The sequence below is a fragment of the Jiangella sp. DSM 45060 genome, assembly GCF_900105175.1.
Classification (GTDB): domain Bacteria; phylum Actinomycetota; class Actinomycetes; order Jiangellales; family Jiangellaceae; genus Jiangella.
Window position 1 is genome coordinate 2,237,383 of the sequence record NZ_LT629771.1, and the last position, 25,090, is coordinate 2,262,472.

The 25,090-nt window shown below is 72.8% G+C and carries 24 protein-coding genes and 1 riboswitch; of the genes, 19 read left to right on the plus strand and 5 right to left on the minus strand.

Annotated features, from left to right (window positions below):
• The first annotated feature begins 10 nt into the window (after positions 1-10).
• The 9 genes from gcvH (at position 11) to BLU82_RS10010 (ending at position 9,519) form a co-directional block, all read left to right on the plus strand.
• Positions 11-397, plus strand: coding sequence for a glycine cleavage system protein GcvH (gene gcvH, locus BLU82_RS09970; protein ID WP_092619208.1), 387 nt, complete (start codon positions 11-13; stop codon positions 395-397).
• Positions 398-536: 139 nt separating this feature from the next.
• Positions 537-1,073: an FHA domain-containing protein gene (locus tag BLU82_RS36145; RefSeq protein WP_069114796.1), complete on the plus strand. Its 537-nt coding sequence runs from the start codon at positions 537-539 to the stop codon at positions 1,071-1,073.
• Between the two features lie 71 nt (positions 1,074-1,144).
• Positions 1,145-1,810: a MerR family transcriptional regulator gene (locus tag BLU82_RS09980; protein WP_092625659.1), complete on the plus strand. Its 666-nt coding sequence runs from the start codon at positions 1,145-1,147 to the stop codon at positions 1,808-1,810.
• 61 nt (positions 1,811-1,871) lie between these two features.
• Complete coding sequence (locus BLU82_RS09985; protein ID WP_046770126.1) at positions 1,872-2,348, plus strand: bifunctional nuclease family protein; 477 nt, start codon at positions 1,872-1,874, stop codon at positions 2,346-2,348.
• Between the two features lie 798 nt (positions 2,349-3,146).
• Positions 3,147-3,758, plus strand: a complete 612-nt coding sequence (locus tag BLU82_RS09990) for a MerR family transcriptional regulator (protein WP_281243393.1) — start codon at positions 3,147-3,149, stop codon at positions 3,756-3,758.
• Between the two features lie 108 nt (positions 3,759-3,866).
• Positions 3,867-3,964, plus strand: a riboswitch (glycine riboswitch).
• A 73-nt stretch (positions 3,965-4,037) separates the two neighbouring features.
• On the plus strand, positions 4,038-6,890 hold the full coding sequence (gene gcvP / locus BLU82_RS09995) for an aminomethyl-transferring glycine dehydrogenase (RefSeq protein WP_092619211.1): 2,853 nt from the start codon (positions 4,038-4,040) through the stop codon (positions 6,888-6,890).
• 120 nt (positions 6,891-7,010) lie between these two features.
• A complete protein-coding gene (locus BLU82_RS10000) occupies positions 7,011-7,706 on the plus strand; it encodes a DedA family protein (protein WP_092619214.1) in 696 nt (231 codons plus the stop codon).
• A gap of 89 nt (positions 7,707-7,795) precedes the next feature.
• On the plus strand, positions 7,796-8,884 hold the full coding sequence (locus BLU82_RS10005; protein WP_197682847.1) for a sensor histidine kinase: 1,089 nt from the start codon (positions 7,796-7,798) through the stop codon (positions 8,882-8,884).
• A complete protein-coding gene (locus BLU82_RS10010) occupies positions 8,875-9,519 on the plus strand; it encodes a response regulator transcription factor (RefSeq protein ID WP_172885567.1) in 645 nt (214 codons plus the stop codon). The genes BLU82_RS10005 and BLU82_RS10010 overlap by 10 nt, the downstream gene beginning before the upstream one ends.
• On the opposite strand, the gene BLU82_RS10015 is transcribed toward BLU82_RS10010, so the two are convergent.
• Positions 9,504-10,121: a DedA family protein gene (locus BLU82_RS10015; RefSeq protein ID WP_092625665.1), complete on the minus strand. Its 618-nt coding sequence runs from the start codon at positions 10,119-10,121 to the stop codon at positions 9,504-9,506. The genes BLU82_RS10010 and BLU82_RS10015 overlap by 16 nt on opposite strands.
• A 260-nt stretch (positions 10,122-10,381) precedes the next feature.
• Here BLU82_RS10015 and BLU82_RS10020 point away from each other — a divergent pair, with 260 nt between their 5' ends.
• The 10 genes from BLU82_RS10020 (at position 10,382) to BLU82_RS10065 (ending at position 20,669) form a co-directional block, all read left to right on the plus strand.
• On the plus strand, positions 10,382-11,179 hold the full coding sequence (locus BLU82_RS10020; RefSeq protein WP_157740779.1) for a polysaccharide deacetylase family protein: 798 nt from the start codon (positions 10,382-10,384) through the stop codon (positions 11,177-11,179).
• A 76-nt stretch (positions 11,180-11,255) separates the two neighbouring features.
• Positions 11,256-11,930, plus strand: a complete 675-nt coding sequence (locus BLU82_RS10025) for a hypothetical protein (RefSeq protein WP_092619223.1) — start codon at positions 11,256-11,258, stop codon at positions 11,928-11,930.
• Positions 11,931-11,961: 31 nt separating this feature from the next.
• Positions 11,962-12,579: a hypothetical protein gene (locus tag BLU82_RS10030; RefSeq protein ID WP_092619226.1), complete on the plus strand. Its 618-nt coding sequence runs from the start codon at positions 11,962-11,964 to the stop codon at positions 12,577-12,579.
• A gap of 7 nt (positions 12,580-12,586) precedes the next feature.
• On the plus strand, positions 12,587-13,213 hold the full coding sequence (locus BLU82_RS10035; RefSeq protein ID WP_092619229.1) for a hypothetical protein: 627 nt from the start codon (positions 12,587-12,589) through the stop codon (positions 13,211-13,213).
• A gap of 57 nt (positions 13,214-13,270) precedes the next feature.
• Positions 13,271-14,293: a LacI family DNA-binding transcriptional regulator gene (locus BLU82_RS10040; protein WP_092619232.1), complete on the plus strand. Its 1,023-nt coding sequence runs from the start codon at positions 13,271-13,273 to the stop codon at positions 14,291-14,293.
• 38 nt (positions 14,294-14,331) lie between these two features.
• Positions 14,332-15,630 carry a sugar ABC transporter substrate-binding protein gene (locus tag BLU82_RS10045; protein WP_092619235.1) on the plus strand — a complete coding sequence of 433 codons (1,299 nt, stop codon included), beginning with the start codon at positions 14,332-14,334 and terminating at the stop codon, positions 15,628-15,630.
• Positions 15,627-16,565, plus strand: a complete 939-nt coding sequence (locus BLU82_RS10050; protein WP_092619238.1) for a carbohydrate ABC transporter permease — start codon at positions 15,627-15,629, stop codon at positions 16,563-16,565. The genes BLU82_RS10045 and BLU82_RS10050 overlap by 4 nt, the downstream gene beginning before the upstream one ends.
• Positions 16,565-17,395, plus strand: a complete 831-nt coding sequence (locus BLU82_RS10055) for a carbohydrate ABC transporter permease (RefSeq protein WP_092619241.1) — start codon at positions 16,565-16,567, stop codon at positions 17,393-17,395. The genes BLU82_RS10050 and BLU82_RS10055 overlap by 1 nt, the downstream gene beginning before the upstream one ends.
• Before the next feature lie 13 nt (positions 17,396-17,408).
• Positions 17,409-18,863 carry a sulfatase-like hydrolase/transferase gene (locus tag BLU82_RS10060; RefSeq protein WP_092619244.1) on the plus strand — a complete coding sequence of 485 codons (1,455 nt, stop codon included), beginning with the start codon at positions 17,409-17,411 and terminating at the stop codon, positions 18,861-18,863.
• Between the two features lie 102 nt (positions 18,864-18,965).
• A complete protein-coding gene (locus BLU82_RS10065) occupies positions 18,966-20,669 on the plus strand; it encodes a calcineurin-like phosphoesterase family protein (protein ID WP_092619248.1) in 1,704 nt (567 codons plus the stop codon).
• A 12-nt stretch (positions 20,670-20,681) separates the two neighbouring features.
• On the opposite strand, the gene BLU82_RS35590 is transcribed toward BLU82_RS10065, so the two are convergent.
• From BLU82_RS35590 to BLU82_RS34090, 4 genes are read right to left on the minus strand one after another with little or no spacing between them, the layout of a single operon-like run.
• On the minus strand, positions 20,682-21,884 hold the full coding sequence (locus BLU82_RS35590; protein ID WP_092619251.1) for a Fic family protein: 1,203 nt from the start codon (positions 21,882-21,884) through the stop codon (positions 20,682-20,684).
• Positions 21,885-21,934: 50 nt separating this feature from the next.
• Positions 21,935-23,314: a metallopeptidase TldD-related protein gene (locus tag BLU82_RS10075; protein ID WP_092619254.1), complete on the minus strand. Its 1,380-nt coding sequence runs from the start codon at positions 23,312-23,314 to the stop codon at positions 21,935-21,937.
• Positions 23,311-24,837, minus strand: coding sequence for a TldD/PmbA family protein (locus BLU82_RS10080; RefSeq protein WP_231947750.1), 1,527 nt, complete (start codon positions 24,835-24,837; stop codon positions 23,311-23,313). The genes BLU82_RS10075 and BLU82_RS10080 overlap by 4 nt, the downstream gene beginning before the upstream one ends.
• Before the next feature lie 47 nt (positions 24,838-24,884).
• A complete protein-coding gene (locus BLU82_RS34090) occupies positions 24,885-25,046 on the minus strand; it encodes a type II toxin-antitoxin system prevent-host-death family antitoxin (RefSeq protein WP_157740781.1) in 162 nt (53 codons plus the stop codon).
• Positions 25,047-25,090: the final 44 nt, after the last annotated feature.

Consider the following 25,090-nt stretch of genomic DNA (forward strand, 5'->3'; position numbering starts at 1 on the left):
GCAGAGCCCGTTGTATCCCGACGATCTGAGGTACACCGCGGAACACGAGTGGGTCCGCAGCCCCGGCGAGGCCGAGGGCAGCGTCCGCGTCGGCATCACGCACTTCGCCCAGGAGCAGCTCGGCGACATCGTGTACGTCCAGCTGCCGGCCGTCGGCGACGCCGTCACCGCGGGCGGCGTCTGCGGTGAGCTCGAGTCGACCAAGAGCGTCAGCGAGCTGTTCGCGCCGGTCACCGGGACCGTCGTGGCCCGCAACGAGGAGCTCGACGCCGCGCCCGAGCAGGTGAACGCCGACCCCTACGGTGCCGGCTGGATGATCGAGATCGTCCCGGCCGATCCAGGGGTCGTCGATCAGCTGCTGACGGCCGCCGACTACCGTTCCCAGGTAGAGGGCTGACCCGCCGGTTGACCCTGGCGGCGGCCGGTTCTAGGTTGCCAACATCTGTAAACCCTCAGGCGCTGGTCGAGAGTGAGTGAGACACTCGTAGCGCCGACGAGTCGAAGCCGGGGGGAGACCCACGGCGGGAGGCCAGCTGATGCCGTTCTGCACCCAGTGCGGGCACCAAAACCCGTCCGACGCGAAGTTCTGCTCCAATTGCGGAACCCCGCTGGTCCGGCCCATGCAGCCGGCCGAGACGGGGGGTGACGCCACGAGCACCATGGCCATGGTGCGCGAGGAGACCGCGCAGGTCGAGCGGGACGACTCCAGCGACCTCGCGGCGGCCGACCAGGCCGCCGTCGACGCCCTGCCCGAGGGCAGCGCCCTGCTCGTGGTGCTGCGCGGCCCCAACGCGGGCAGCCGGTTCCTGCTCGACACCGACGTCGTCAGCGCCGGCCGGCACCCCGACTCCGACATCTTCCTCGACGACGTCACCGTCTCGCGGCGGCACGCGGAGTTCCGGCGCATGCCCGGCGGCTTCGTCGTCTCCGACGTCGGCAGCCTCAACGGCACCTACGTCAACCGCGACCGCATCGACGAGGTCGCGCTGAGCAACGGCGACGAGGTCCAGATCGGCAAGTACCGCCTGGTCTACTACTCCAGCCAGCACGGGTTCGGAGGCGGGCCCAGGTGAGTCCCGCCGAGGGGAACTCGGCGCGTGCCTCCGGGCCGGCGCGGCGCGACGCCGCGCCGGCCGGACAGACGATGAGCATCGGTGAAGTGCTCGCCCAGCTGCGGCCCGACTTCGCCGACGTCAGCATCTCCAAGATCCGGTTCCTCGAGACAGAGGGCCTGGTCGAGCCGCAGCGCTCGCCGTCGGGCTACCGCCGCTTCACCCACGACGACGTCGCCCGGCTGCGCTACGTCCTCACCGTCCAGCGCGACCACTACCTGCCGCTGCGGGTCATCAAGGAGCAGCTCGAGCAGCTCGACCGCGGCATGGAGCTGGTCACCGAGGGCAGCACCGTCACGCCGTACACCGCGGCCGCGGCGGCCAACGACGAGGTGCTGCTGCCGCGCGCGTCGCTGCTGGAGGCCGCCGCCATCTCCGACGAGCTGCTGACCGAGCTCGAGTCGTACGGCATGGTGACGGCGCGCCGTGGCGGCACGTACGACGCCGACGCCCTCCTGGTCGCCCGCACGGCCGCCGAGCTGGCCCAGTACGGGCTGCAGCCGCGGCACCTGCGCTCCGTCCGGACCGCCGCCGAACGGCAGGTCGGGCTGGTCGAGCAGGTCGTGTCGCCGATGTTCCGCCAGCGCGGCGCCGACTCCCGCGGCCGCGCCGAAGAGACCGCCGCCGACGTCGCCCGGCTCACCGTCCGGCTGCACGCGGCGCTCGTCGACGCGGGCACGCGCCGGCTGTCGCGCTGACGCCGTCCGCGGGCCGGTTCTGGCTCGGGCCGGGGCCCGTTGCGGGGGTAGTGTTGAAGGCGTGCGCGAGCTAGACGTCGTGGGCGTCCGAGTGGAGATGCCCTCCAACCAGCCCATCGTCCTTCTGCGTGAGGTGGGTGGTGACCGTTTCCTGCCCATCTGGATCGGCGCCGTCGAGGCCACGGCCATCGCGTTCGCCCAGCAGGGCGTCGTGCCACCGCGGCCCATGACGCACGACCTGTTCAAGGACGTGCTCGACGCCGCCGGCATCACGCTCGAGCAGGTGCGCATCACCGAGGTGCGCGACAACACCTACTACGCCGAGCTCGTGCTGTCCGGCGGGCTCGAGGTCAGCTCGCGCCCGTCCGACTCCATCGCGCTGGCGCTGCGCACCGGGTCGCCCATCTACGCGTCCGAGCCGCTGCTCGACGAAGCCGGCGTCCTCATGGCCGACCCCGACTCCGAGGAGCAGGAGGACGAGGTCGCCCGGTTCCGCCAGTTCCTCGACGAGGTCACGCCCGAGGACTTCAGCGGCTGACCGGGGGTCGCGTTCGCCTTCGGCCTCGGCCGCACGCCCGGGTCGGCCTGCGGCGGGGCGGGTGGTCAGTGTGGGTGGGTGGTGCGGGCGGGGTGACGGAGCCGCCAACAGTTGGCGCTGAGGTCAACCCGCGCGCTCGGGTGGCCGGGAATGGTCGGTGGCCGCTGGTGTGGGGGTGGCGGCCACGGCGGCGGCGGGGCGGGTGGTCAGTGTGGGTGGGTGGTGCGGGCGTGGTGACGGAGCCGCCAACAGTTGGCGCTGAGGTCAACCCGCGTGATCGGGTGGCCGGGCTGGCCGGTGGCCGTGGGTGCGGGGGTGGCGGCCACAGCGGCGGGGCGGGTGGCCAATGCGGGTGGCCATTGCGGGTGGGTGGTGCGGGCGAGGTGACGGAGCCGCCAACAGTTGGCGCTGAGGTCAACCCGCGCGCTTGGGTGGCCGACCCGGCGGGCACCCGGCACCCAGTCACCCCGGCGGTGACGGTGGGCGGCACCCCCGATGCACCGGGCACTCTTCGGCGGCTCGGGCGGCGACGGCGGGGCGGCATCCCGGCACCCCGGCACTCCAGCACCCCGGCACCCCGGCTTCCCGCGCGGCATCCCGCGCTCCGGGCCGCGCCCCGGGCAAACCCACCTGACACCCCGGGTGCGGGTGTTACTCGTGTGACTGATGTGATTTCTGTCTAGAGCTGAAGTCGAGCTTGAGACTTGCCGCGTGTTGCATTGACCGCCGTGGGGCCCGGCCCTAACGTCACTGGTGTAAGACGACGTCGCAATCGGCACGGACCACGAAGGGGTCGGCGTGAGCGCAGACAGCACATCCGGTACCGGCACGGCAGGTGACGCCGGTCGTACCGCCGCCGCGGGCCGCGCCGCTACCCGGCAGGGCCTGCTGTTCGAGGGCATGGTCGGCCCGGTCCCCGAGGACGTCGGCTACCGCGGCCCGACGGCCTGCAGCGCCGCCGGCATCACGTACCGCCAGCTCGACTACTGGGCCCGCACCGGGCTGGTCGAGCCGAGCATCCGCAGCGCGGCCGGGTCCGGCAGCCAGCGGCTGTACTCGTTCCGCGACATCCTGGTGCTCAAGATCGTGAAGCGGCTGCTCGACACCGGCGTCTCGCTGCAGCAGATCCGCCAGGCGGTGCAGCACCTGCGCGACCGCGGGGTCGAGGACCTCGCCGGCATCACGCTGATGAGCGACGGCGCCAGCGTCTACGAGTGCACGTCCGCCGACGAGGTGGTCGACCTCGTGCAGGGCGGCCAGGGCGTCTTCGGCATCGCCGTCGGCCGGGTGTGGCGCGAGATCGAGGCCACCCTCGTCGAGCTGCCGGCCGAGAAGCCCGGCGAGCCGCCGGCAGAGCACCCCGGCGACCAGCTCGCCGCCCGCCGCCGCGCCCGCGCCGCGGGGGAGTAGCCCTCCGAACAGAGCGACGAACGAGCGCCCGTCCCGGCCATCGGGGCGGGCGTTCGCGCGTCGGCGTCGCAGCCCGAGCGGTGGCGAGCTATGCTGACGGCGAGCTGTGGACCCGGGCCGGGAGAGTTCTCGCACCACGCGGTGTGAGGCGCCGAAGGGGCAACATCCCCGCCAACCTCTCAGGCAGCAAGGACCGGTCGGGCGAGGCCACTCTGAAGTCGTGTCTGCGGCGACAGAGGGGGAGCGAACTCGCCCATACGTGTCCGAGGAGCTCCGCCGATGTCCCTGTCCCAGATCGCCAGCGAGGCGCCCTTCGTCGCCCGGCACGTCGGGCCGCGCGACGAAGAGATCGCGAAGATGCTCGACGCCGTCGGGTACGAGTCGCTCGACGCGCTGGTCGAGGCGGCCGTGCCGGACGCCATCCGCAACCTCGGCGCACTCGACCTCCCGCCCGCCGCCACCGAGACCGAGACGCTGGACGAGCTGCGGGCGCTGTCGCGGCGCAACCGGCCGCACACCCAGATGATCGGCCTCGGCTACTACGACACCGTGACGCCGCCGGTGGTCGTCCGCCGCGTGCTGGAGAGCCCGGCCTGGTACACCGCCTACACGCCGTACCAGCCGGAGATCTCGCAGGGCCGGCTCGAGGCGCTGCTGAACTTCCAGACCATGGTCTCCGACCTCGCCGGCCTGCCGACGGCCAACGCCAGCCTGCTCGACGAGGCCACAGCGGCGGCCGAGGCGATGACGCTGATGCGCCGCTCGATCCGCGGCACGACCAGCAACACCGTCGTCGTCGACGCCGACTGCCTGCCGCAGACCATCGCCGTCATCCAGACCCGGGCCGAGCCGCTGGGCATCGACGTCGTCGTCGCCGACCTCGACCAGGGGCTGCCCGACGGCGAGCTGTTCGGCGTCGTCGTGCAGTATCCGGGCGCGTCCGGGCGCGTCCGCGACCTCACGCCGGTCGTCGAGGCGGCGCACGAGCGCGGCGCGCTGGTCACCGTCGCCGCCGACCTCCTCGCCCTGACGCTGCTGACGCCGCCCGGCGAGCTGGGCGCCGACGTCGTCGTCGGGTCGTCGCAGCGGTTCGGGGTGCCGCTCGGGTACGGCGGCCCGCACGCCGGGTACATGGCCGTCCGGACGGGGCTCGAGCGCGGGCTGCCGGGCCGGCTGGTCGGCGTCTCGAAGGACGCCTTCGGCGCGCAGGCCTACCGCCTGGCGCTGCAGACCCGCGAGCAGCACATTCGCCGCGAGAAGGCGACGTCGAACATCTGCACCGCGCAGGTGCTGCTGGCCGTGGTCGCCTCGATGTACGCCGTCTACCACGGTCCCGAGGGGCTGCGCGAGATCGCGTCGCGGGTGCACGGACACGCGACGTCGCTGGCGGCAGCGTTGCGGGCCGGCGGGGTCGAGGTCGTCCACGACGCGTTCTTCGACACCGTCCTCGCCCGGGTCCCCGGCCGCGCCGACGCGGTCGTGGCCGACGCCGCCGAGCTGGGCGTCAACCTCGGCGCGGCCGGCGTCGACGACGTCCGCATCGCCTGCGACGAGGTGACCACCGAGGCCGACCTCGGCAAGGTGCTGCGCGCCTTCGGCCTGCCGACGGCGACGACCGCGGCGGCCACCGTCGCGATCCCCGAGGGCCTGCGCCGGCACAGCGCCTACCTCACCCACCCGGTCTTCAACACGCACCGGTCCGAGACGTCGATGCTGCGCTACCTGCGCAAGCTCGCCGACAAGGACTATGCGCTCGACCGCGGCATGATCCCGCTCGGGTCGTGCACCATGAAGCTCAACGCGGCCACCGAGATGGAGCCCATCACCTGGCCCGGGTTCGCCGGCATCCACCCGTTCGTGCCGGTCGAGCAGGCCGACGGCTACCTCGCGCTGATCCGCCAGCTGGAGGGGTGGCTGGCGACGGTGACGGGGTACGACGCGGTCTCCATCCAGCCGAACGCCGGGTCGCAGGGCGAGCTGGCCGGGCTGCTGGCGATCCGCGCGTTCCACCGCTCCAACGGCGACGAGCAGCGCGAGGTCTGCCTCATCCCGTCCAGCGCCCACGGCACCAACGCGGCGTCGGCGGTCATGGCCGGCATGCGGGTCGTGGTGGTCGCGGCGGCCGGCGACGGCACCGTCGACCTCGCCGACCTGCGGGCGAAGATCGACGAGCACGCCGACCGGCTGGCCGCGATCATGGTCACGTACCCGTCGACGCACGGCGTGTACGAAGAGGGCATCACCGAGATCGCGGCGCTGGTGCACGCGGCCGGCGGCCAGGTGTACGTCGACGGCGCCAACCTCAACGCGCTGGTCGGGCTGGCCAAGCCGGGCGAGTTCGGCGCCGACGTCAGCCACCTGAACCTGCACAAGACGTTCTGCATCCCGCACGGCGGCGGCGGTCCCGGCGTCGGCCCGATCGGCGTGCGCGCGCACCTGACGCCGTTCCTGCCGAACCACCCGCTGCTGCCGGAGGCCGGCCCCGCCACCGGCGTCGGGCCCATCGCGGCGGCGCCGTTCGGGTCCGCGTCGATCCTGCCCATCCCGTGGGCCTACATCCGCATGATGGGCCCGGCCGGGCTGAAGCTGGCCACCCAGACCGCGGTGCTGAACGCCAACTACGTCGCCGTGCGGCTGCGCGACCACTTCCCGGTGCTGTACACCGGCCGCGGCGGCCTGGTGGCGCACGAGTGCATCGTCGACCTCCGGCCGCTGACCAAGGCCACCGGCATCTCCGTCGACGACGTCGCCAAGCGGCTGATCGACTACGGGTTCCACGCGCCGACCATGTCGTTCCCCGTCGCCGGGACGCTGATGATCGAGCCGACCGAGTCCGAGGACAAGGGCGAGCTGGACCGCTTCTGCGACGCGATGATCGCCATCCGCGCCGAGGCCGCCCGCGTCGCCGCCGGTGACTGGCCGGTCGACGACAACCCGCTGGTCAACGCGCCGCACACGGCGTCGTCGCTGGTCGAGGAGTGGTCCCACCCGTACGATCGCGCCACCGCCGTGTACCCGTCCGCGGCCAGCCGCGACGACAAGTACTGGCCGCCGGTGGGCCGCATCGACGGCGCGTACGGAGACCGCCACCTCGTCTGCTCGTGCCCGTCGCCCGAGGCGTTCCAGGACTGACCCCGGCCCGACCCCCCACCCGAAGTCCAGGGTCCGCGTCCGACTGAGGTCGTACGTGCCGCGCCGCCGCGCCACGTAGGGTCGGATGTACCACTCGGCGAACGGAGAACACGGGGGACCATGAACGACGCGATCATCGAGGCCGCCCGCGACGTCATGGGGTCGCCCTGGGTCTACGTGGTGCTGTTCGCCATCTCCGCCATCGACGGCTTCTTCCCGGCCGTGCCCAGCGAGACGCTGGTCATCACGGCCGGCGTGTTCGCCGCGGCCGACGGCGTGCCGAACCTGCTGTTCGTCATCCTGGCGGCCGCGGCCGGCGCGTTCGTCGGCGACCACATCTCGTACTTCATCGGCCGCACCGCGGGCACCAGGGTCAGACACCGCATCGAGGGCGGCAAGAAGTCGGGCGCGATGTTCGCCTGGGCCGGTCGCCAGCTCGAGGAACGCGGCGGCGTCATCCTCATCGTGGCGCGCTACATCCCGGGCGGCCGCACGGCGGTCACGCTCACCTGCGGCACGGTCGAGTACCCGCTGCGCAAGTTCTCCTTCTTCGACGCCATCGCGGCGCTGTCGTGGGGTGTCTACTCCGGCATGATCGGTTACGTCGGCGGGCACGCGTTCGAGGACAACCCGCTGCTCGGGCTGGGCGTCGGGCTCGGCATCGCGCTGACCATCACCGGCCTGGTCGAGCTGATCCGGCATCGCATCGGCGTGCGCAACCGCCGGCGCGCCGAACAGGCCGGGGCGGCCGAGTCCGCGCCCGGCGCGGAGGGGTCACCGGAGTCGCCGGGGGAGAAGCCGCAGGAGCTGGTCTGAGCACCACGGCCGCGGCGCCGCCGCGGCCGTGGCTGCGCGGCGTCGTCGACGTCGCGTGGCGGCGCACGGCCGGGATCAGTCTGGGCGCGGTGTCGGCGTTCGCGTCGCTCGGGCTGCTGCTGGTCACCGGCGTGGCGCTGCTGCCGGTCGCGGCCGCGCGGGGCGCCCGCGGCCGGGTGCTGACGGCGGCCGCGCGGCCGGCGCACCGGCTGGTCGGCTGGGAACGGCGGCGGCTGCGGCTCTGGTTCGGCACCCCGACGCCGGACCACACCGGCCGGCCACTGGCCTACCTCGCCGCGCGCACCGTCGTCGGGCTGCTGGGCGCGGCGATCCTGCTGCTCGTCGTCTGGGGCGTGGTGACGGTCGCGGTGACGGTGCGGATGTGGCTGGTCGGCAGCCCGTTCGACGGCGAGGGCGAGCCGGTCACCGGGCTGACCATCCTGTCGCTGATCCTGCCCGGCGCCGTGCTGCTCTACATCGCCGTGCAGGGACTGGCCGGCGTCGTCGGGCTGGATCGGCGGGCGGCGCGACGGTTCCTCGGGCCGACGGAGTCCGAGGTGCTGCGGCGGCGCATCGACGAACTGGCCGAGTCGCGGGCCGGCGTCGTCGCGGTGGTCGACGCGGAACGCCGGCGCATCGAGCGTGACCTGCACGACGGTGTCCAGCAGCGGCTGGTCGCGCTCGGCCTGCTGCTGGGGCGGGCGCGGCGGGCGGCGGACCGGGAGCGTGGCGACGAGCTGCTGCGGGCGGCGCATGAGGAGTCGCAGCGGGTGCTGGCCGACCTCCGCGCCGTCGCCTGGCGGGTGTATCCGGCGGCGCTGGACAGCCTCGGGCTGGAGGAGGCGCTGGCGGCGGTCGCCGACGGCGCCGGGGCGAAGCTGTCGTACGCGGCCGGCTCCCCGCCCGAGCCGGTCGCGACCGCCGTCTACTTCGTCGTCGCCGAGGCCGCCACCAACGCCGTCAAGCACGCCGGGGCGTCGTCGCTGCACCTCGACGTGTGGCGCTCGGGCGCCGCGGTGCGGGTGCGGGTGACCGACGACGGCGCGGGTGGCGCCGATCCGGACGGCGGCGGGCTGGCCGGGCTGCGCCGCCGGGTCGCCGCGCTGGACGGCCGGTTCGCCGTCGAGTCGCCGCCCGGGCGCGGCACGGTCGTGGAGGCGGAGCTGCCGTGCGAGTGATGCTGGCCGAGGACTCCGTGCTGCTGCGCGTGGGGTTGGCGAAGCTGCTGCGCGACGAGGGCCACGAGGTGGTCGCGTCGGTGGGCGACGCGGACGCGCTGCTGGCCGCTGTCGCCGCCGACCGGCCCGACGTCGTGGTCGCGGACGTCCGGATGCCGCCGTCGCACACCGACGAAGGGCTGCGGGCGGCGCTGCGGATCAAGGCCGAGTGGCCGGGGGTCGCGATCCTGGTGCTGTCGCAGTACGTCGAGCGGCGCTACGCCACGGAGCTGTTCGAGACGCACACCGAGGGCGTCGGCTACCTGCTCAAGGACCGTGTCGCCCACGTCGGCGACTTCCTCGACGCGCTGGAGCGGGTGGGCGCCGGGGGAGCGGCCTACGACGCCGAGGTGGTGCGCCGGCTGATCGCCCGCACCTCCCACGGCGACCCGCTGCGCCGGCTCACCCCGCGCGAGCGCGACGTACTGGAGCTGATGGCGCAGGGCCACACCAACGCGGCGATCGCCGGCCGGCTGCACGTGTCGCAGAGCGCCGTCGAGAAGCACGCCAACGCGATCTTCGACAAGCTGGAGCTGACCTCCGCCGGCGGCTACAGCCGCCGGGTGCTGGCGGTGCTGCGCTACATCGGGTCCTGACGGCCCGCGCGGTACCGGGCCCGCTCGCGGTCGCGCCGGTTGGACCGGAGCCGGAAGATCACGAACGCCGCCACCGCGACGACCACCGCCGCGATGACCGCGTACTGCAGGATGCCGATGTACTGCTCGACGGAGTCCCAGTTCTGCCCCAGCTGGTAGCCGAGCAGGATGAACACGCTGTTCCAGATGGCGCTGCCGAGCGCGGTGAACGCCAGGAAGATCGGCAGCGACATGCGTTCGACGCCGGCCGGGATGGAGATGAAGCTGCGGAAGATCGGGATCATGCGGCCGAAGAAGATGGTCTTCACGCCGTGCTTGCCGAACCACGCCTCCGCCTTGTCGACGTCGCTCATCTTCACCAGCGGCAGCGCCGCCAGGATGGAGCGGGTGCGGTCGCGCCCCACCGCCGCGCCCACGGCGTACCAGATCAGCGCCCCGACCACCGAGCCGACCGTCGTCCAGATGATCGCCGCCGCCAGGTTCATGTCGCCGCGGCTCGCGGTGAAGCCCGCCAGTGGCAGGATGACCTCGCTGGGCAGCGGCGGGAACAGGTTCTCGGCGGCGATGGCGAGGCCGGCGCCGACCGCCCCCATGGTGTCCATGAGGTCGACGGCCCAGCCGGCCAGGCCGGTCAGCTCGGTTTCCGGGGAGAGGCGGATGTTCACGACTCGACGGTACGGGATTCGGGCGGGGCGGCGCGATGAAGGTCACCGCCGGTATCGTCCTGTGGCTTTCCTCAGGGTGGGCGGTCTGGGAGGGAAAGCGCATTCGGCGCGCCTCACCGGGTCTGCGGTGCTGCGCCGGTACCGTCGCACCTGCCGGGTTCTGATGGATTCGTCCTGACTGAGGTGGGGTGGTGCCGGTGTCCCGAGAGCTCCGTGCTGCCCTGATTCTCTGCCTCATCGTCGGGGTCATCGTCGGCGCCGCCCGCAGCGAGCCGCCCGGCAGCACGTCCGCCGCCGCCGAGACCACCCAGCAGGCCGCGCCGAAGACGCCGGTCCGGCTGTTGTCGCTGGTCCCGGCCGCCGAGGGCGGCAAGCCTCCCGTCGCCGAGGTCGACGACGCCGGCACCCGCCGCCTCACCGGCCGCGACGGCGCCACCGTCGCCCTCACCTTCGACGACGGCCCGCACCCCGAGCAGACCCCGCAGGTGCTGCGCATCCTGCGCCAGTACGAGATCAAGGCGACGTTCTGCCTGGTCGGCGAGATGGCGCGGCTGTACCCGAAGCTCGTCCAGGAGATCGCCGACGGGGGCCACCGGCTCTGCGACCACACCGTCAGCCACGACACCTCGCTGCCTGACCGCGACCCCGATGTCATCGACGACGAGATCGCCGGCACCCTCGCCGCCATCGACGACGCCGTCCCGGGCGTCGCGGTCCCGTTCTTCCGCGCGCCGGGCGGCAACTTCGCCGCCAACGTCAACGAGGTCGCCGCCGGGCACGACCAGGTACCCCTCGGCTGGAGCGTCGACCCTGGCGACTGGCGCAAACCCGGCGCCCGCGCCATCCACGACTACGTGGCCGAGCACATCCACCCCGGCGCCATCGTCCTCCTGCACGACGGCGGCGGCGACCGCGCGGGCACGGTGGCGGCCCTGCCGGCGATCATCGAGACCCTGCGCGCCGCCGGCTACGAGTTCGTCCTTCCCCGCGGCTGAGAGTCTGTGACACCCTGACCGGTATGACCATGGGGGCCTTGGGCATCAGGAGTCGGCCGGTACGAAGGTCGCGCGGGTGATCGGACACGGGCTCTGGATCCTCATCCCGATCCTCAGCTTCACGTTGCTGTCGTGGCTGCCTGCGACGCAGGCATGGTGGCGGTCGCGCAGCGCTTTGTGGGCGGCCGTCGCGCTGCTCTTGCTGCTCGGCACGGTGACCTTCGTCGCCAGCACCGTCTCCGCCGAACCGGGGGACGCGATCGGTGCGCTGATCATCGCGCTGGGGATCGGCGGCGTAGTCGCGGCCGCATTCGCTCGTCCGGTCGTCTTCGGACATCGTGCGGACGTCCAGCACCGGCCCGTCGTGACACGCCAGCAGCCGGTGCCACCGGACCGGATCACGGCCGACCCGGCGGTCCAGGACGTTCTTCGACGCCGCGAGCGGCGCAACCGGGCGCGAGAGATCGCGACCCAAGATCTGGCCATGGCGTACGAGCTGGCCATCGGCAGGCCGGATCTGCCGAGGTCGTTCGACGACGGCGGTCTGGTCGACCTGAACAACGTCACCGCGGACGGGCTCGTGAGCGTCCTGCGCTGGGATCGTGCCGTCGCCGAGACGTACGCGACGGCTCGGGACATCCGCGGCGGCTACGTCACCTGGGACGAGGTGAACGCACTGTCAGGGCTGGAGCCGTCCATGGTCGAGCGCGATGCCGAGCGCCTGATCCTGCTGCCGTGGCGAGCGCGGTGACCGCCGGCCGTCATGTGGCATCCTTGCGCCCGTGCGGCGCGTCTTCCGGGTGATCGGCCAGGGCCTCTGGGTGCTCATGCCGGTCTACACCGTCGGGATCCTCGGCTGGCTGCCCGCGGCCCAGGCATGGTGGCGCACCCGGACGTCCGGCTGGCTGGCGGCGACCGCCGCGCTGGCGGTGGGTGGTGGCGGCATGCTGCTGCGGTACGCGCTGGGGTCGGAGAATGACGTGTTCGTGATGATCTTCCTGGCGACCGCCGTCGCCGGGGTCGGGGCGGCGCTGAAGGCCCGCCCGGTGGTGTTCCGACGCCGCGAGGAGACGGTCGAGCTGCCGCCGTACGAAGGCCCCGCCGCCATCGAGGACCATCCGGCCGTCCGCGAGGTCCTCGCCGGGCGGGAGCGGCGCCGGCAGGCCCGCGAGATCGTCGCCCGCGACCCGGCCATGGCGCACGAGCTGGGCATCGGGCGGCCGGGCGCCGGCCGCGACTACGACGACGGCGGGCTGGTCGACCTCAACAACGCGGACGCCGGCGAGCTGGCGACGGCGCTGGGCTGGCCGCGCGAGACGGCCGAGGAGTTCGTGCTGGCGCCGGCGCTGCTGGACCGCGACGCCGAGCGGGTGGTCGTCCTGCCGTATCGAACGAAGTGAGGAGCCGATGACCACGGAGGAGAGCCGGTCCGACCGGTGGCTGCGCATCGCGGCGGACGCCGCCTCGTCGGCCGGTGAGGCTCGGGCGACGCTGTCGCGCGAGCTGGCCGAGGGGCTGGCCGGCGTGGTGCGCCGCGCGCGCATCCCGTTGCTGATCGTCGGGCTGCTGCCGCTGATCCCGGCGCTGCTGGTCGCGATCGAGGCGGCGGTGCTGGGCGGCTACCCCGGCCTGGTGTTCCTGGCCATCGCGGTCGCCGGCGCGTCGCCCGGCCTGGCGCTGCTGTGGCGACGGCGCCGGCTGCTGCGCGCCGCCGACCCGCCCGAGGAGCTGGCGGCCGAGCTCGGCGAGGCCTACGACATCGCCGGGGCGTGGGCGCGGGCGGGCGACGCGCTGGAACAGGTGCAGACGGCCGGCCCGGGGCTTCGTGGCGCCCGGCAGGCGGCTCGCGGCCTGTGGGCCGGCTTCCAGCTGTCCAGGGACATGTTCGAACGGTTCTCCGAGCTCCCTCGCGTGGCCCCCTTCCTGCCCGTGTCGTTGCAGTTCACCGGCTCTCTCTGCCTCGCCTCGGTGGTCTCGGCGGTCGTGACGGGCGCGATCGGCGTGGCCGGTCTGGCCCTCGTGGCGGTCGCCTGACGAAATCCGCTCCGCCCCCTTGACGGTGACCCGGGTCACGTGGTTAAACGTATAAGCATGACGCGTTCGAGACAACCCACCTCCCGCGACGTGGCCGCGCTGGCCGGCGTTTCGGTCGCGACCGTCTCGTACGTCATGAACGGGCGCACCGACCGCCGCATCCCGGCCGAGACGCGCGACCGCGTGCTCGAGGCGGCCGGGCGCCTCGCGTACGCGCCCAACCGGTCCGCGCGCAGCCTGCGCAACCGGCGCACCGAGCAGGTCTGCCTCGTCGTCGGCTCGATCGGCGTGCCGGCCTACGACCAGCTGGCCCAGGACATCCACGACCGGGCCGACGAGGCCGGCTACGGCGTGCTCACCATCGTCGTGAACTCGCCGGCCCGGGCGGCCAAGGCGGTCGAGCTGCTGCAGCAGCGCATCGCCGACGGCGCCGTCATCGCGCCCGACATCCGGTTCCTGGACGGTGCGGAGTTGACCGGCCTCGCCCGCGGCGGCCTGCCGATGGTCGTCATGAGCAACACCGCGCCACCCGACGGCTTCGACGTCGTCCGGGCGCCGCAGACGCCGGCCTGCGACGCCGCGTTCGACCACCTCTTCGGCGCCGGGCGCCGCCGGGTCGCGTTCGTCGGCCACCGCTACGAGGTCGACGACCCGAGCTCGTCCGAGCGCATGTCCGCCTACCTCGCCGCGCTCGAGCGCCACGGCGCCGAGCCCGACCCGTCGCTCGTCGTGACCGGCGCCGACGACCGCGTCGCCGCCTACCACGCCGTCACCGCCCTGCTCGACCGTCCCGACCCGCCCGACGCCGTGTTCGCGGCGTCGGCCCGGGCCGGCGTCAGCGCCATCTGGGCGGCCCGCGACGCCGGGGCCGGCGTGCCCGGCGAGCTGGCCGTCGTCGGCGCCGGCAACCTGCCGGAGAGCCTCATCACCCGCCCGGCCCTCAGCACCGTCGGGCCGGCCACGGAGGACGACTTCACCGAGGTCGCCCGCCTGCTGTTCGACCGCATCGACGCCGGCGTGCCGGAGCGGGGCCGCGAGCTGAGCGACCCCTGGGCGTTCCACCCCCGCGGCTCCAGCTGAGCCCTGCCCGGCCGCCTCCCCAGAGAGGAGCACCGTCAATGGCGACACCCCGACCCACTCGACGTCAACTGCTGCACTGGACCGGTGCCGGCGCGGTCGCCGGGCTGACCGCGCCCTGGCTGAGCGGCTGCTCCGGCGCGCCGTCGTCCGACGCGTCCGCGGGCGGCGACGGGGGCGGCGGCGACTTCACCGTCTACTGGAACGCCGGCCACGCCTACGCCGCGTACGACGAGGTCATCGCGGCGTTCGAGGAGGAGCACGGCGTCACCGTCAACTTCCAGAAGTACCAGTGGGACGACCTGCGCACCCGGTTGCTGTCCGACCTCGCCTCCGGCAACGCGCCGGACGTCGTCGAGGAGCCGGGCGGCTGGGTCCAGGAGTTCGCGATCAGCGGCGACGCACTGTCGCTGCAGTCCTACGTCGACGCCGACGGCGCGGACATGGGCTACCCGGACGACTGGCAGCCGCGGACCATCTCGCGCAACTCCTACGAGGGCGAGGTGTACGGCGTCCAGCTGCACCTCACCTGCACCATGCTGCTGTACAACCGCGCGCTGCTGGACGCCGCCGGCGTCGAGGTCCCGACGACGTGGGACGACTTCCTCACCGCGGCTCAGGCCCTGACCGGCGACCGCGTGCACGGCGTCGCGCTCAACCAGGACTCGACGTACGCCTGGCCGTGGCTGCTGCAGAGCGGCGTGAAGTACTACGACGTGAGCAGCGGCGGGGTGCTGGTGCCGAACGAGAAGGCGATCGAGGCGCTGCAGTTCCAGGCCGATCTCGTGCACGTGCACGGCGTCGCGCCGGTGCCGACGCCGGGCACCGACTACTCCGGGCCGCAGAAGCTGCTGTCGGCCGGCCGCGCCGCCATGATCCTCACCGGCCCGTGGGACCTCGGCCCGATCGCGGAGGCCAGCCCCGACCTCGACCTCGGCATCGCGCCCGCCCTGACGAACGACGTCCAGGCGACGGTGCAGGCCGGCACCAGCGTATTCGTGCCGGCGAAGGCGAAGAACCCGGACCTGTCGTGGGACTTCGTCAAGCGCATCACCGCCCTCGACGTCGAACGGGCGGCCACCGAGGAGGTGGGCATGCTGATGCCGCGGCTGTCGTGGGCCGCCGACCCGGTGGTCCAGGACGACGAGCGGCTGGCGGCGTTCGCGCAGGGCTTCGAGTACGCCGTCGACACCAGCGAGGAGCTGCGGCTGACGGGGAAGAGCGGCGAGGTCATCGAGCTGTTCACGGTGCTCTACCAGGACGTCGTCATGAACAACACGCCCGCCGCGCAGGCGCTGGAGACGTTCACCGCCGCGGCGGAGAAGGCCATCGCCGGATGAGTGCCCCCGTCACGACGGCGCCCGCGGCGGCCGGCGCCCCGCCGCCGGTGCGCCGTCGCGGGCCGTTCGCGCGCTCGCTGCACCGCCGCTACGTCGTCACCGCGTACCTGTTCCTGCTGCCGGCGTTCGCGTTCTTCGGGCTGATGTTCTACCTGCCCATCGGGAACATCCTGGCCAACTCGTTCCGCACCGGCCCGCAGGCCGACGTCTACGCCGGGCTGGACAACTACACGCGGGCGTTCGAGGACGCGGCGGTGCGCAACTCGTTCACCGTCACGCTGGTCTTCGGGGCGGCGACGACCGTCGGCGCCATCGTCATCGGGCTGGCGCTGGCGCTGCTGCTCAACCAGAAGCTGCGCGGACGGGTGGTGTTCCGGGCCGCACTGCTGGTGCCGTACCTGACGTCGGTGGCGATCATCGGCCTGCTGTGGCGCAACATCCTGGACCCGCAACTGGGCATCCTCAACCGGGTGCTCGCCGACCTCGGGCTGCCCACCCAGACCTGGCTGAACACGCACCCGCTGGCCACCATCGTCGGCGTCACGCTGTGGATGACGGTCGGCTACACGATGGTGCTGTTCCTGGCCGGCCTGCAGAGCATCCCGGAGGAGTACCACGAGGCCGCGCTGGTCGACGGCGCCGGGGCGTGGCAGCGGTTCTGGCGCATCACGCTGCCGCTGCTGGCGCCGACGACGTTGTTCGTGTCGGTGATGGCGGTGATCAGCGGGCTGCAGGCGTTCGGGCAGGCGTACATCATCACCGGCGGCGGGCCGGCCGGCCGCACCGACCTCTACATCTTCCACGTCTTCAACGTCGCGTTCACCTCGCGCGACTTCGGCTACGCGTCGGCGCTGTCGTTCCTGCTGTTCCTCGTCATCGTCGTCGCGACGGTGGTGCAGCTGCGGGCCGGGCGCAAGGGTGAGGTGCAGTACTGATGGCCGCGACGCGGTCCCGGCCGGTCGCCCGGGTGGCGGGCTACGTCGTCCTGACGGTGGCCGCCGCGGTGACCGTCCTGCCGCTGCTGTACATGGCGGCGCTGTCGCTGCAGACCGAGGCCGAGACGCTGGCCGCGAACCCGGTGCTCTGGCCGGAGTCGCCGCAATGGGGCAACTACGCCGAGCTGTTCGAGCGGGCGCCGTTCGCGCACTTCATCGCGAACAGCCTGATCGTGGCCGGCGGCATCACCGTGGCGCACCTGGTGTTCGACCCGCTGATCGGGTACGTGTTCGCCAAGTTCCGGTTCCCGCTGCGCAACACGCTGTTCCTGCTGCTGCTGACGACCCTGATGATCCCGCTGTTCGTGCGGATGATCCCGCTGTACGTCATGATGTCGGACCTCGGCTGGCTGGACACCCACCAGGCGCTGATCGTCCCGTTCCTGATGGACGCGTTCGGCATCTTTCTGATGCGCCAGTTCATCCAGCCGATCCCGGACGACCTCATCCACGCCGCCCGCATCGACGGCGCGTCCGAGCTGCGGATCTACCTGCGGGTGATCCTGCCGCAGGTGAAGCCGGCGCTGGCGGTGCTGGGGTTGTTCACGTTCGTGTTCCAGTGGAACGAGTTCCTGTGGCCGCTGGTGGCGACGTCGAGCGAGGAGATGCGGACGATCCCGGTCGGGCTGACGCTGTTCAACCAGGAGTACTTCACGCTCTGGCACCTCACCGCGGCCGGATCGGTCATCCTGTTCGTCCCGACCGTGCTGCTGTTCCTGTTCAGCCAGCGCTACTTCGTCCGCGGCATCACGCTCAGCGGCCTGAAATGAGGAGTCCCACTCGATGTCCCAGCAGCCCGGCCGTCCGAACGTCGTGGTTGTCCTCACCGACCAGCAGCGCTGGGACTCCACCGGGGTGCACGGCAACCCGCTCGGCCTGACCCCGGAGTTCGACCGGCTGGCCACCCACGGCACGCACGTCGCGCAGGCGTTCGCCGCCAACCCGGTGTGCGCGCCGTCGCGGGCGGCGCTGCAGACCGGCCGGTACGGCACCGCGTCGGGCGTCTTCCGCAACGCGCTGCCGCTGCCCGCGGACACCCGGACGCTGGCCGACCACTTCGGCGCGGCCGGCTATCGCACCGGCTACATCGGCAAGTGGCACCTGGCCGGCGCCGAGCCCGTCCCGCCGGAGCAGCGCGGCGGCTACGGGTCCTGGCTGGGCGCCAACCTGCTGGAGTTCAGCTCCGACGACCACCGCACGGTGGTGTTCGACAACGACGGCGTGCCGGTGCTGCTGCCCGGGTACCGGTCCGACGCGCTGGTCGACGCCGCCATCCGGTTCGTCGGGGACTGTGCCGGTGTGCCGCCGGCGCTCGGCGGGCCGGCGCGGCGCGACCCGTTCTTCCTGTTCCTGTCGCTGATCGAGCCGCACCACCAGAACGAGGTCGACTCCTACCCGGCGCCGGAGGGGTACGAGCAGCGCTACCAGGGCCGCTGGGTGCCACCTGACCTCGCCGCGCTGTCCGGCGCCGGCGGCACCGCGCACCAGCACCTCGGCGGCTACTGGGGGCAGATCCGGCGGGTCGACGAGGGACTCGGCCGGCTGCTGGACGCGCTGCGCAGCCTCGACCTGCTCGACGACACCATCGTGGCGTTCACCTCCGACCACGGCTGTCACTTCAAGACCCGCAACGGCGAGTACAAGCGGTCCTGCCACGACGCCTCGATCCGGGTGCCGCTGGCGCTGCGCGGGCCTGGGTTCGACGGCGGCGGACGGGTGTCGCGGCCGGTCAGCGGCGTGGACCTCGCTCCGACGCTGCTCGAGGCGGCCGGGCTGCCGGTGCCGGACACCATGCAGGGCCGCTCGTTCCTGCCGCTGGTGCGCGACCCCGGTGCCGCCGCCGACTGGCCCGACGACGTGTTCGTGCAGGTCAGCGAGTCGGAGGTGGGCCGGGTGCTGCGCACGTCGCGGTGGAAGTACTACGTCGTCGCGCCCGACGCCGACCCGTGGCACGACGCCGCCGCCGGGCGCTACGTCGAGGCCGCCCTGCACGACCTCACGCACGACCCGTACGAGCTGGTCAACCTCGTCGGCGCCGAGTCGCACCGCGGGGTCGCCGCCGAGCTGCGACGGCGGCTGGCCGAGCGGATGGTCGCGGCGGGGGAGGCCGAGCCCGTCATCGACCCCGCGCCGCCGGCGCCGCCCGCCGTCCAGCGCGACGTCGACCCGTCCGTCCGGACGCTGCCGTGGCCGCCGGCCCGGCTCGGTCACCAGCCGCCGCGCCCGCCGTCGCACTGAACCTTCGGCCGTTGGCCCGTGGCCGGTCACCTGGCGTTCGGAAACGTCGTCCAGGTTGAGTCTCGCAGCACTCCGTGCACCCCCACTTGACCGGAGGACACCATGGCGAGACGCAGCGGACGGCTGATCGGCGCCGGCATCACGGCGACCGTGGCCGGGCTGGGCGCGACCGGCCTCGGATTGGCCGGCGCCGAGACCGCACCCGAGACCGAGACGGCCACCGGCGTCGTCTACGAGGACGCCAACCGCAACGGCGAGCGCGACGGCGGCGAGGCCGGCGTGCCGGACGTGTCGGTGTCGAACGGCCGCGACGTCGTACGCACCGACGCGCACGGCCGCTACCGCCTGAGCGTCGACGACGAGACCGTGATCTTCGTCAGCAAGCCGGCCGGCTGGATGGTGCCGGTCAACGACGTGCAGCTGCCGCAGTTCTACTACAAGCACTTCCCGGACGGCAGCCCGTACGAGCTGCGCTACGGCGGCGTCGACCCGACCGGCCCGCTGCCCGCGTCCGTCGACTTCCCGCTGCACCGCGACGACTCCGTCGACGAGCAGTTCTCGGCGCTGGCGTTCGCCGACCCGCAGACGTCGAACACCGGGCAGATCGACACCATGGCGATCGACGTCATCGCCGGCATCGTCGGCAACACCGACGCCCGCTTCGGCCTCACCGTCGGCGACATCGTCAACGACCCGCTGGACCTGTTCGCGCCGCACAACTCCGCCGTCGCGCGGATCGGGATCCCGTGGTGGAACACGCCCGGCAACCACGACCAGGACTACGACGCGCCCACCGACGCGAACGCCACCGACACCTACAAGGAGACGTTCGGGCCGACGGACTACTCGTTCGACTACGGCCGGGTGCACTTCGTGCTGATGGACAACGTCCGGCACCAGGGACCGGACCACGGCTACATCGGGTACCTGAACGACGAGCAGCTGCAGTGGCTGCAGAACGACCTGGCACACGTGCCGGACGACCGGCTCATCGTCATCGGGACGCACATCCCGCTGGCCACCGACGCCACCGCGTCCGACGGCGTCAACACCACCAACCTCACCGAGCTGTTCGACGTCCTCGAGGGCCGCGAGCACGTCTACACGATCTCCGGCCACGACACCAGCAACAGCTGGCAGATGTACATGGGCGAGGAGCACGGCTGGTACGGCCCGAAGGACTTCCACCACCAGGTGCTGGCCGAGGTGCGCGGCAGCGGCTGGAACACCGGCCCGCGCGACTCGCGGGGCATCCAGGCGGCGGACATGTCCGACGGCAACCCGAACGGGCACTACGAGCTGTTCTTCTCCGGCAACGAGTACCGGGCCCAGTTCCGGCCGGCCAGCCTGCCGGAGGACTACCAGATCCGGCTCACCTTCGACGGCGGCTGGGGCGACGAGGTCCGCATCCCCGGCGGCGTCAGCGGGGTGGACGGCTTCGCGCCGGGTGAGGTGGAGTTCGCGGCGCGCGACTGGACGGGTTCCGGCGTCCAGCGGCCGACGGTGACGGCCAACGTGTTCGACGGCGGCTCGCGGCACACCGTCGAGGTGAGCGTCGACGGCGGCCCGTTCGCTCCGATGACGCACCTCGCGCCGCAGAACGACCCGTACATCTCGGTGCTCCGGTCGACGCTCACCGGCAGCCTGCGCCCGGCCGCCCCCGAGCCGTCGTCGCACCTGTGGTCGTACGTGCTGCCCCGCGGGCTGCGCCTCGGCGAGCACACCGTCACCGTCCGCAGCACCGACCCCTACGGCCGGGTCTCGACCACCGACGAGACCGTCACCGTGGTGGACGGGCGTCCCTGACGGACCACCCGCTCAGCGGGCCGGACGGCCACGCCGTCCGGCCCGCGCGGCGAAGTCGTCGAGCGCCGTCAGGATCTCCGGGGCCTGCCAGTACCGGCCGCGGCGCCGCCCGGAGAACTCCGTGATGACGCCGGCCTCCTCGAGCTGCCGGATGGCGGCGTGCGTGTTCGCCGACGTGGTGCCGAGCTCGGACTGGGCCATGGCCGCGTCGATGACCGGCTGACGCACCAGGAGGTCGGCCAGCCGCCAGACGGCGGAGTCGCGGCGTGCTCTGATCCGTGCGCCCCACCGGTCCCGGGCAGCGTCGAGGTCCGCGGTCAGCTGACGTCCGTTGCCGACGGCGATGAGCGCGGCCTCGGCCATCGCGCCGACGATCGGCACCGGATCGCCGTCGCGGAAGGCGGTCAGCGCGGCGAAGTAGCCGTCGGTGTCGGTGAGCAGGCCGGCCGACACCGGTACCGTGACGTTCCTGGTGAGGCCGCTGGCCCGCAGCATGGCGTGGATCAGCGCCCGCCCCGTGCGGCCGTTGCCGTCAGTGAACGGGTGGATGGTCTCGAACTGCGCGTGCGCGAGCGCGGCATGAACGAGTGCGGGAACGTCGTCGCGGTGGACGAACGTCATGAGGTCGTCGATCGCCGCGCGGACCCGCGCGTGATGAGGCGGCACGAAGGCCGCCTCGTGCGGCCCGACGTTCGTGCCGCCGATCCACACCTGCTCGTCGCGCCACCGGCCGGGGGAGTGCTCCTGATCGTGCGCCATCAGCGCCGCGTGCATCGCGAGGACCGCGTCGGCGCTCAGCCGGTCGGCGAGGTCGATGGCCGCTTCCATGGCCCGGACGTTCGCCACGATGCGCGCCGCGTTGGACCGGCTGCCGTCGTCGAGCTCGGCAAGGGCGATGGCCCGGGCGCCGGAGGTGAGGTTCTCGATCTGCGACGACGACGCCGACTCCGAGCGGAGCAGCAACGCGCCGAACGGCGCCATGCCGGCCCCGACCTCGACGTCGTACCTGGCGATCTCGACGGAGGCCTCGTCGGCCAGGGCCAGCACCGCCGACGGCAGGGCGACGTCGGCGGTGGCGATGGGCGGGACGACGGCAGCGTGGTAAAGGCCGCTGTGGCGCTCGCGGAGCCGCCGTGACACCAGCTCGGGCGGCAGGGTGGAGCGCCAGGGGTGCGCCTCCCAGCCGATCGCCGGCCACGCGGTATCCGATGCCATGACGCCAGCTTAGCATCGGTTCATGCTGTAACCGATGCTAAGCCGTGACGTCAGGAGGCCTGCGACACCGACGACATGTTGAAGTCGGGCACCCGCAGGGCCGGCATCGCCGTGCGCGGGAAGTAGTCGCCCCACTCGCGGCTGAACGTCGGCACCGTGGCGCCGGCCGCGGTGAAGCGGTCGAGCAGCGCCACCGGGCTCTCGTTGAACCGGTAGTTGTTCACCGCGCCGGTGACCTCGCCGTTCTCGACGAGGTAGACGCCGTCGCGGGTGAGGCCGGTGAGCAGCAGCGTCTGCGGGTCGACGGCGCGGATGTACCACAGGCAGGTGAGCAGCAGGCCGCGCTCGACGCCGGCCGCGAGGTCGTCGACGCCGCCGGTGGCGCCGTCGACGGTGAGGCCGAGGTTGTCGACGGCGGGGGTGACGGGCAGGCCGGTCAGCCCGGCGGAGTGGCGGGTCTGCAGCAGCGCCCGCAGCGTGCCGTCGTCGATCCAGGACGTGCGCCCGACCGGCAGGCCGTTGTCGAACACGCTCGACTCGGCCGACGACGCGTGCACGTACACCGACGACGCGCACTCCAGGCCCGGCGCGGTGGGGTCGGACCACAGCGACACCGGGTGCTTCGACAGCCGCTCGCCGACCCGCGTGGCGCCGCCCGGCGCGGAGTACACCGACTGGCCGTCGGCGGCGTCGCGGGCGCTCATCGTCCAGTAGGCGTAGATCATCAGGTCCGCGACGGCGGTCGGCGGCAGCACGGTGTCGTAGCGGCCGGCCGGCAGCTCGACCGTCCGCTGCGCCCAGCCCAGCCGCTTGGTCAGCTCGGCGTCGAGCGCGGTGACGTCGACGTCGGCGAGGTCGCGCGAGGACTGGCCGACCCACGCCGAGCGGCTCTTGTCGGCGGACTTGCCGGTGATGCCGATGTGCCCGGTCGGCTGCTCGTGCCGGGCCCGCAGGCCCGTCGACGAGCCGAGGTACGTGGTGCGCACGCCGTGCTCGAGGTAGCCATAGAGCAGCCGCCGCTCGTCGTCGGCGCGGCTGAACGCGTCGCCGAGGGCGGGCGCGATGTGCGCGAACACCGCGGGCGAGGTCTCGCCGGGCGGGTCGGCCCAGCCCGGGCCGGCGTCGCCGGGCACCAGCGGCTGGGCGTCCTCGGCCGGGCCGTTGTCGCGGGCGGCCTGCTCGGCGGCGCGGACCAGTGGCTCGAGGCCCTCGGGCGTGACGGCGCTGCGGGCGACCACGCCGGACGCGGTGCCGCTGGCGCCCTCGACGGTCGCGATGACGGTGACCGACCGGTCGCGGGTGACGCCGTTCGTCGTCAGCGCGTTGGTGGCCCAGCGCAGGTTCGCCGTCGACCCCTCGTCGACCAGCACGATCGTGCCGCTGGCCTTCGACAGCTCGAGGCAGCGCTCGACGATCTCCTGGGGCGTCACTGGCCACCCTCCTCGGCGGTGTTGAGCACGCGGATGTCGCGGAACAGGGCGGACGGGGCGCCGTGCGAGACCGGCGCGATCTGGCCCGGCTGGGCCTTGCCGCAGTTGAACGCCCCGCCCAGTACGTACGTCTGCGGGCCGCCGACCGCGGCCATGGAGCCCCAGAAGTCGGTCGTCGTGGCCTGGTAGGCGACGTCGCGCAGCTGGCCGTCCAGCTCGCCGCCGCGGATGCGGTAGAACCGCTGGCCGGTGAACTGGAAGTTGTAGCGCTGCATGTCGATGGACCACGACTTGTCGCCGACGACGTACACGCCGTCGTCGACCTGTCCGATCAGTTCCTCCGTCGACGGTCCGCCGTCGGCCGGCTGCAGCGACACGTTCGCCATGCGCTGCACCGGCACGTGGCCGGGGGAGTCGGCGAACGCGCAGCCGTTGGAGCGGCTGGTGCCCAGCGCGCTGGCGTTGGCGGCGGCCATCGCGCGGTCGAGCTGATAGCCGACGAGCGTGCCGCCGTTGACGATGTCCCACCGCTGCGACGCCACGCCCTCGTCGTCGTAGCCGATGGTGGACAGGCCGTGCGGGGTGGTGCGGTCGCCGGTGACGTGCATGATCGGCGAGCCGTAGCGCAGCGTCCACAGCTGGTCGAGGGTGGCGAACGAGGTGCCGGCGTAGTTGGCCTCGTAGCCGAGCGCGCGGTCGAGCTCGGTGGCGTGGCCGATGGACTCGTGGATCGTCAGCCACAGGTTCGTGGGGTCGATGACGAGGTCGTAGCGGCCGGACCGGACGCTCGGCGCGGCGAACTTCTCCGCCAGCAGCGGCCCCAGCTCGTCGAGCGCGGCGCCCCAGTCGACGACGCCGTCGGCGCCGGTGGCGTACTCCCAGCCGCGGCCGGCGGGTGCGGCGAGCGTGCGCATGGTCTCGAACCGGCCGGTCTCGGGGTCGACCTTGACCGCCTCGAAGACCGGGTGCAGCCGGACCCGCTGCTGGGTGGTGACGGTGCCGCGGGTGTCCGCGTAGAACTTGTTCTCCTGCACCTGCTGCAGCTGCGCGGTGACGTGGTCGACGTCGTCCTGGGCGAGGACGCGGACGGACTGGCCGACCATGCGGTCGATCTTCTCGGTGTCGGCGACCTCGAACGGGTTGATCTCGTACGCCGACACCCACGTGACGTCGGGATGGACGGGCTCGTCGGCCAGCTCGGTGCGAGCCGGGCTGAGCCGGCGCGAGACCTTCGCGAGGTCGACCGCCTTCTCGGCCGTCTTCGCGGCGTCGTCGATGGTGAGGTCGACGGTGGCGGCGAACCCCCACGTCCCCTCGTGCAGGACGCGCACCGCGAACCCGACGTCCTCACCGTCGCGGCTGCCCTCGAGCTTGCCGTCGCGGAAGGAGAGGTCCTGGGAGCGGATGCGCTCGAGCCGGAAGTCGGCGTGCTCGACGCCGAGCTCGCGGGCCCGCTGCAACGCGGCGTCGGCCAGCGAGCGCATCGGCAGGGCGATGAAGGCTGGATCGATCTCGTGCGGCACCCTGCGAGCCTAGACCAGCGCCCGGGCGGCGAGCACGGGCATTGCCGTCAGCCCGCGAACGGGTCGAGCACGCTCACCCCGGCGTACTCGATGTCGCACGGCAGTTCGTGCGCGCGTTCGGCGACGATCTGCGGCCCCTCGTCGATCGCCTTGCGCAGCAACTCGCTGAGCCGCTGCTTGGCATCTTGGACGGGCCATCGGGATTCCATCCAGACGGACTGGACAGAATTCGGCCGGCAAGGCAAACGCCGGC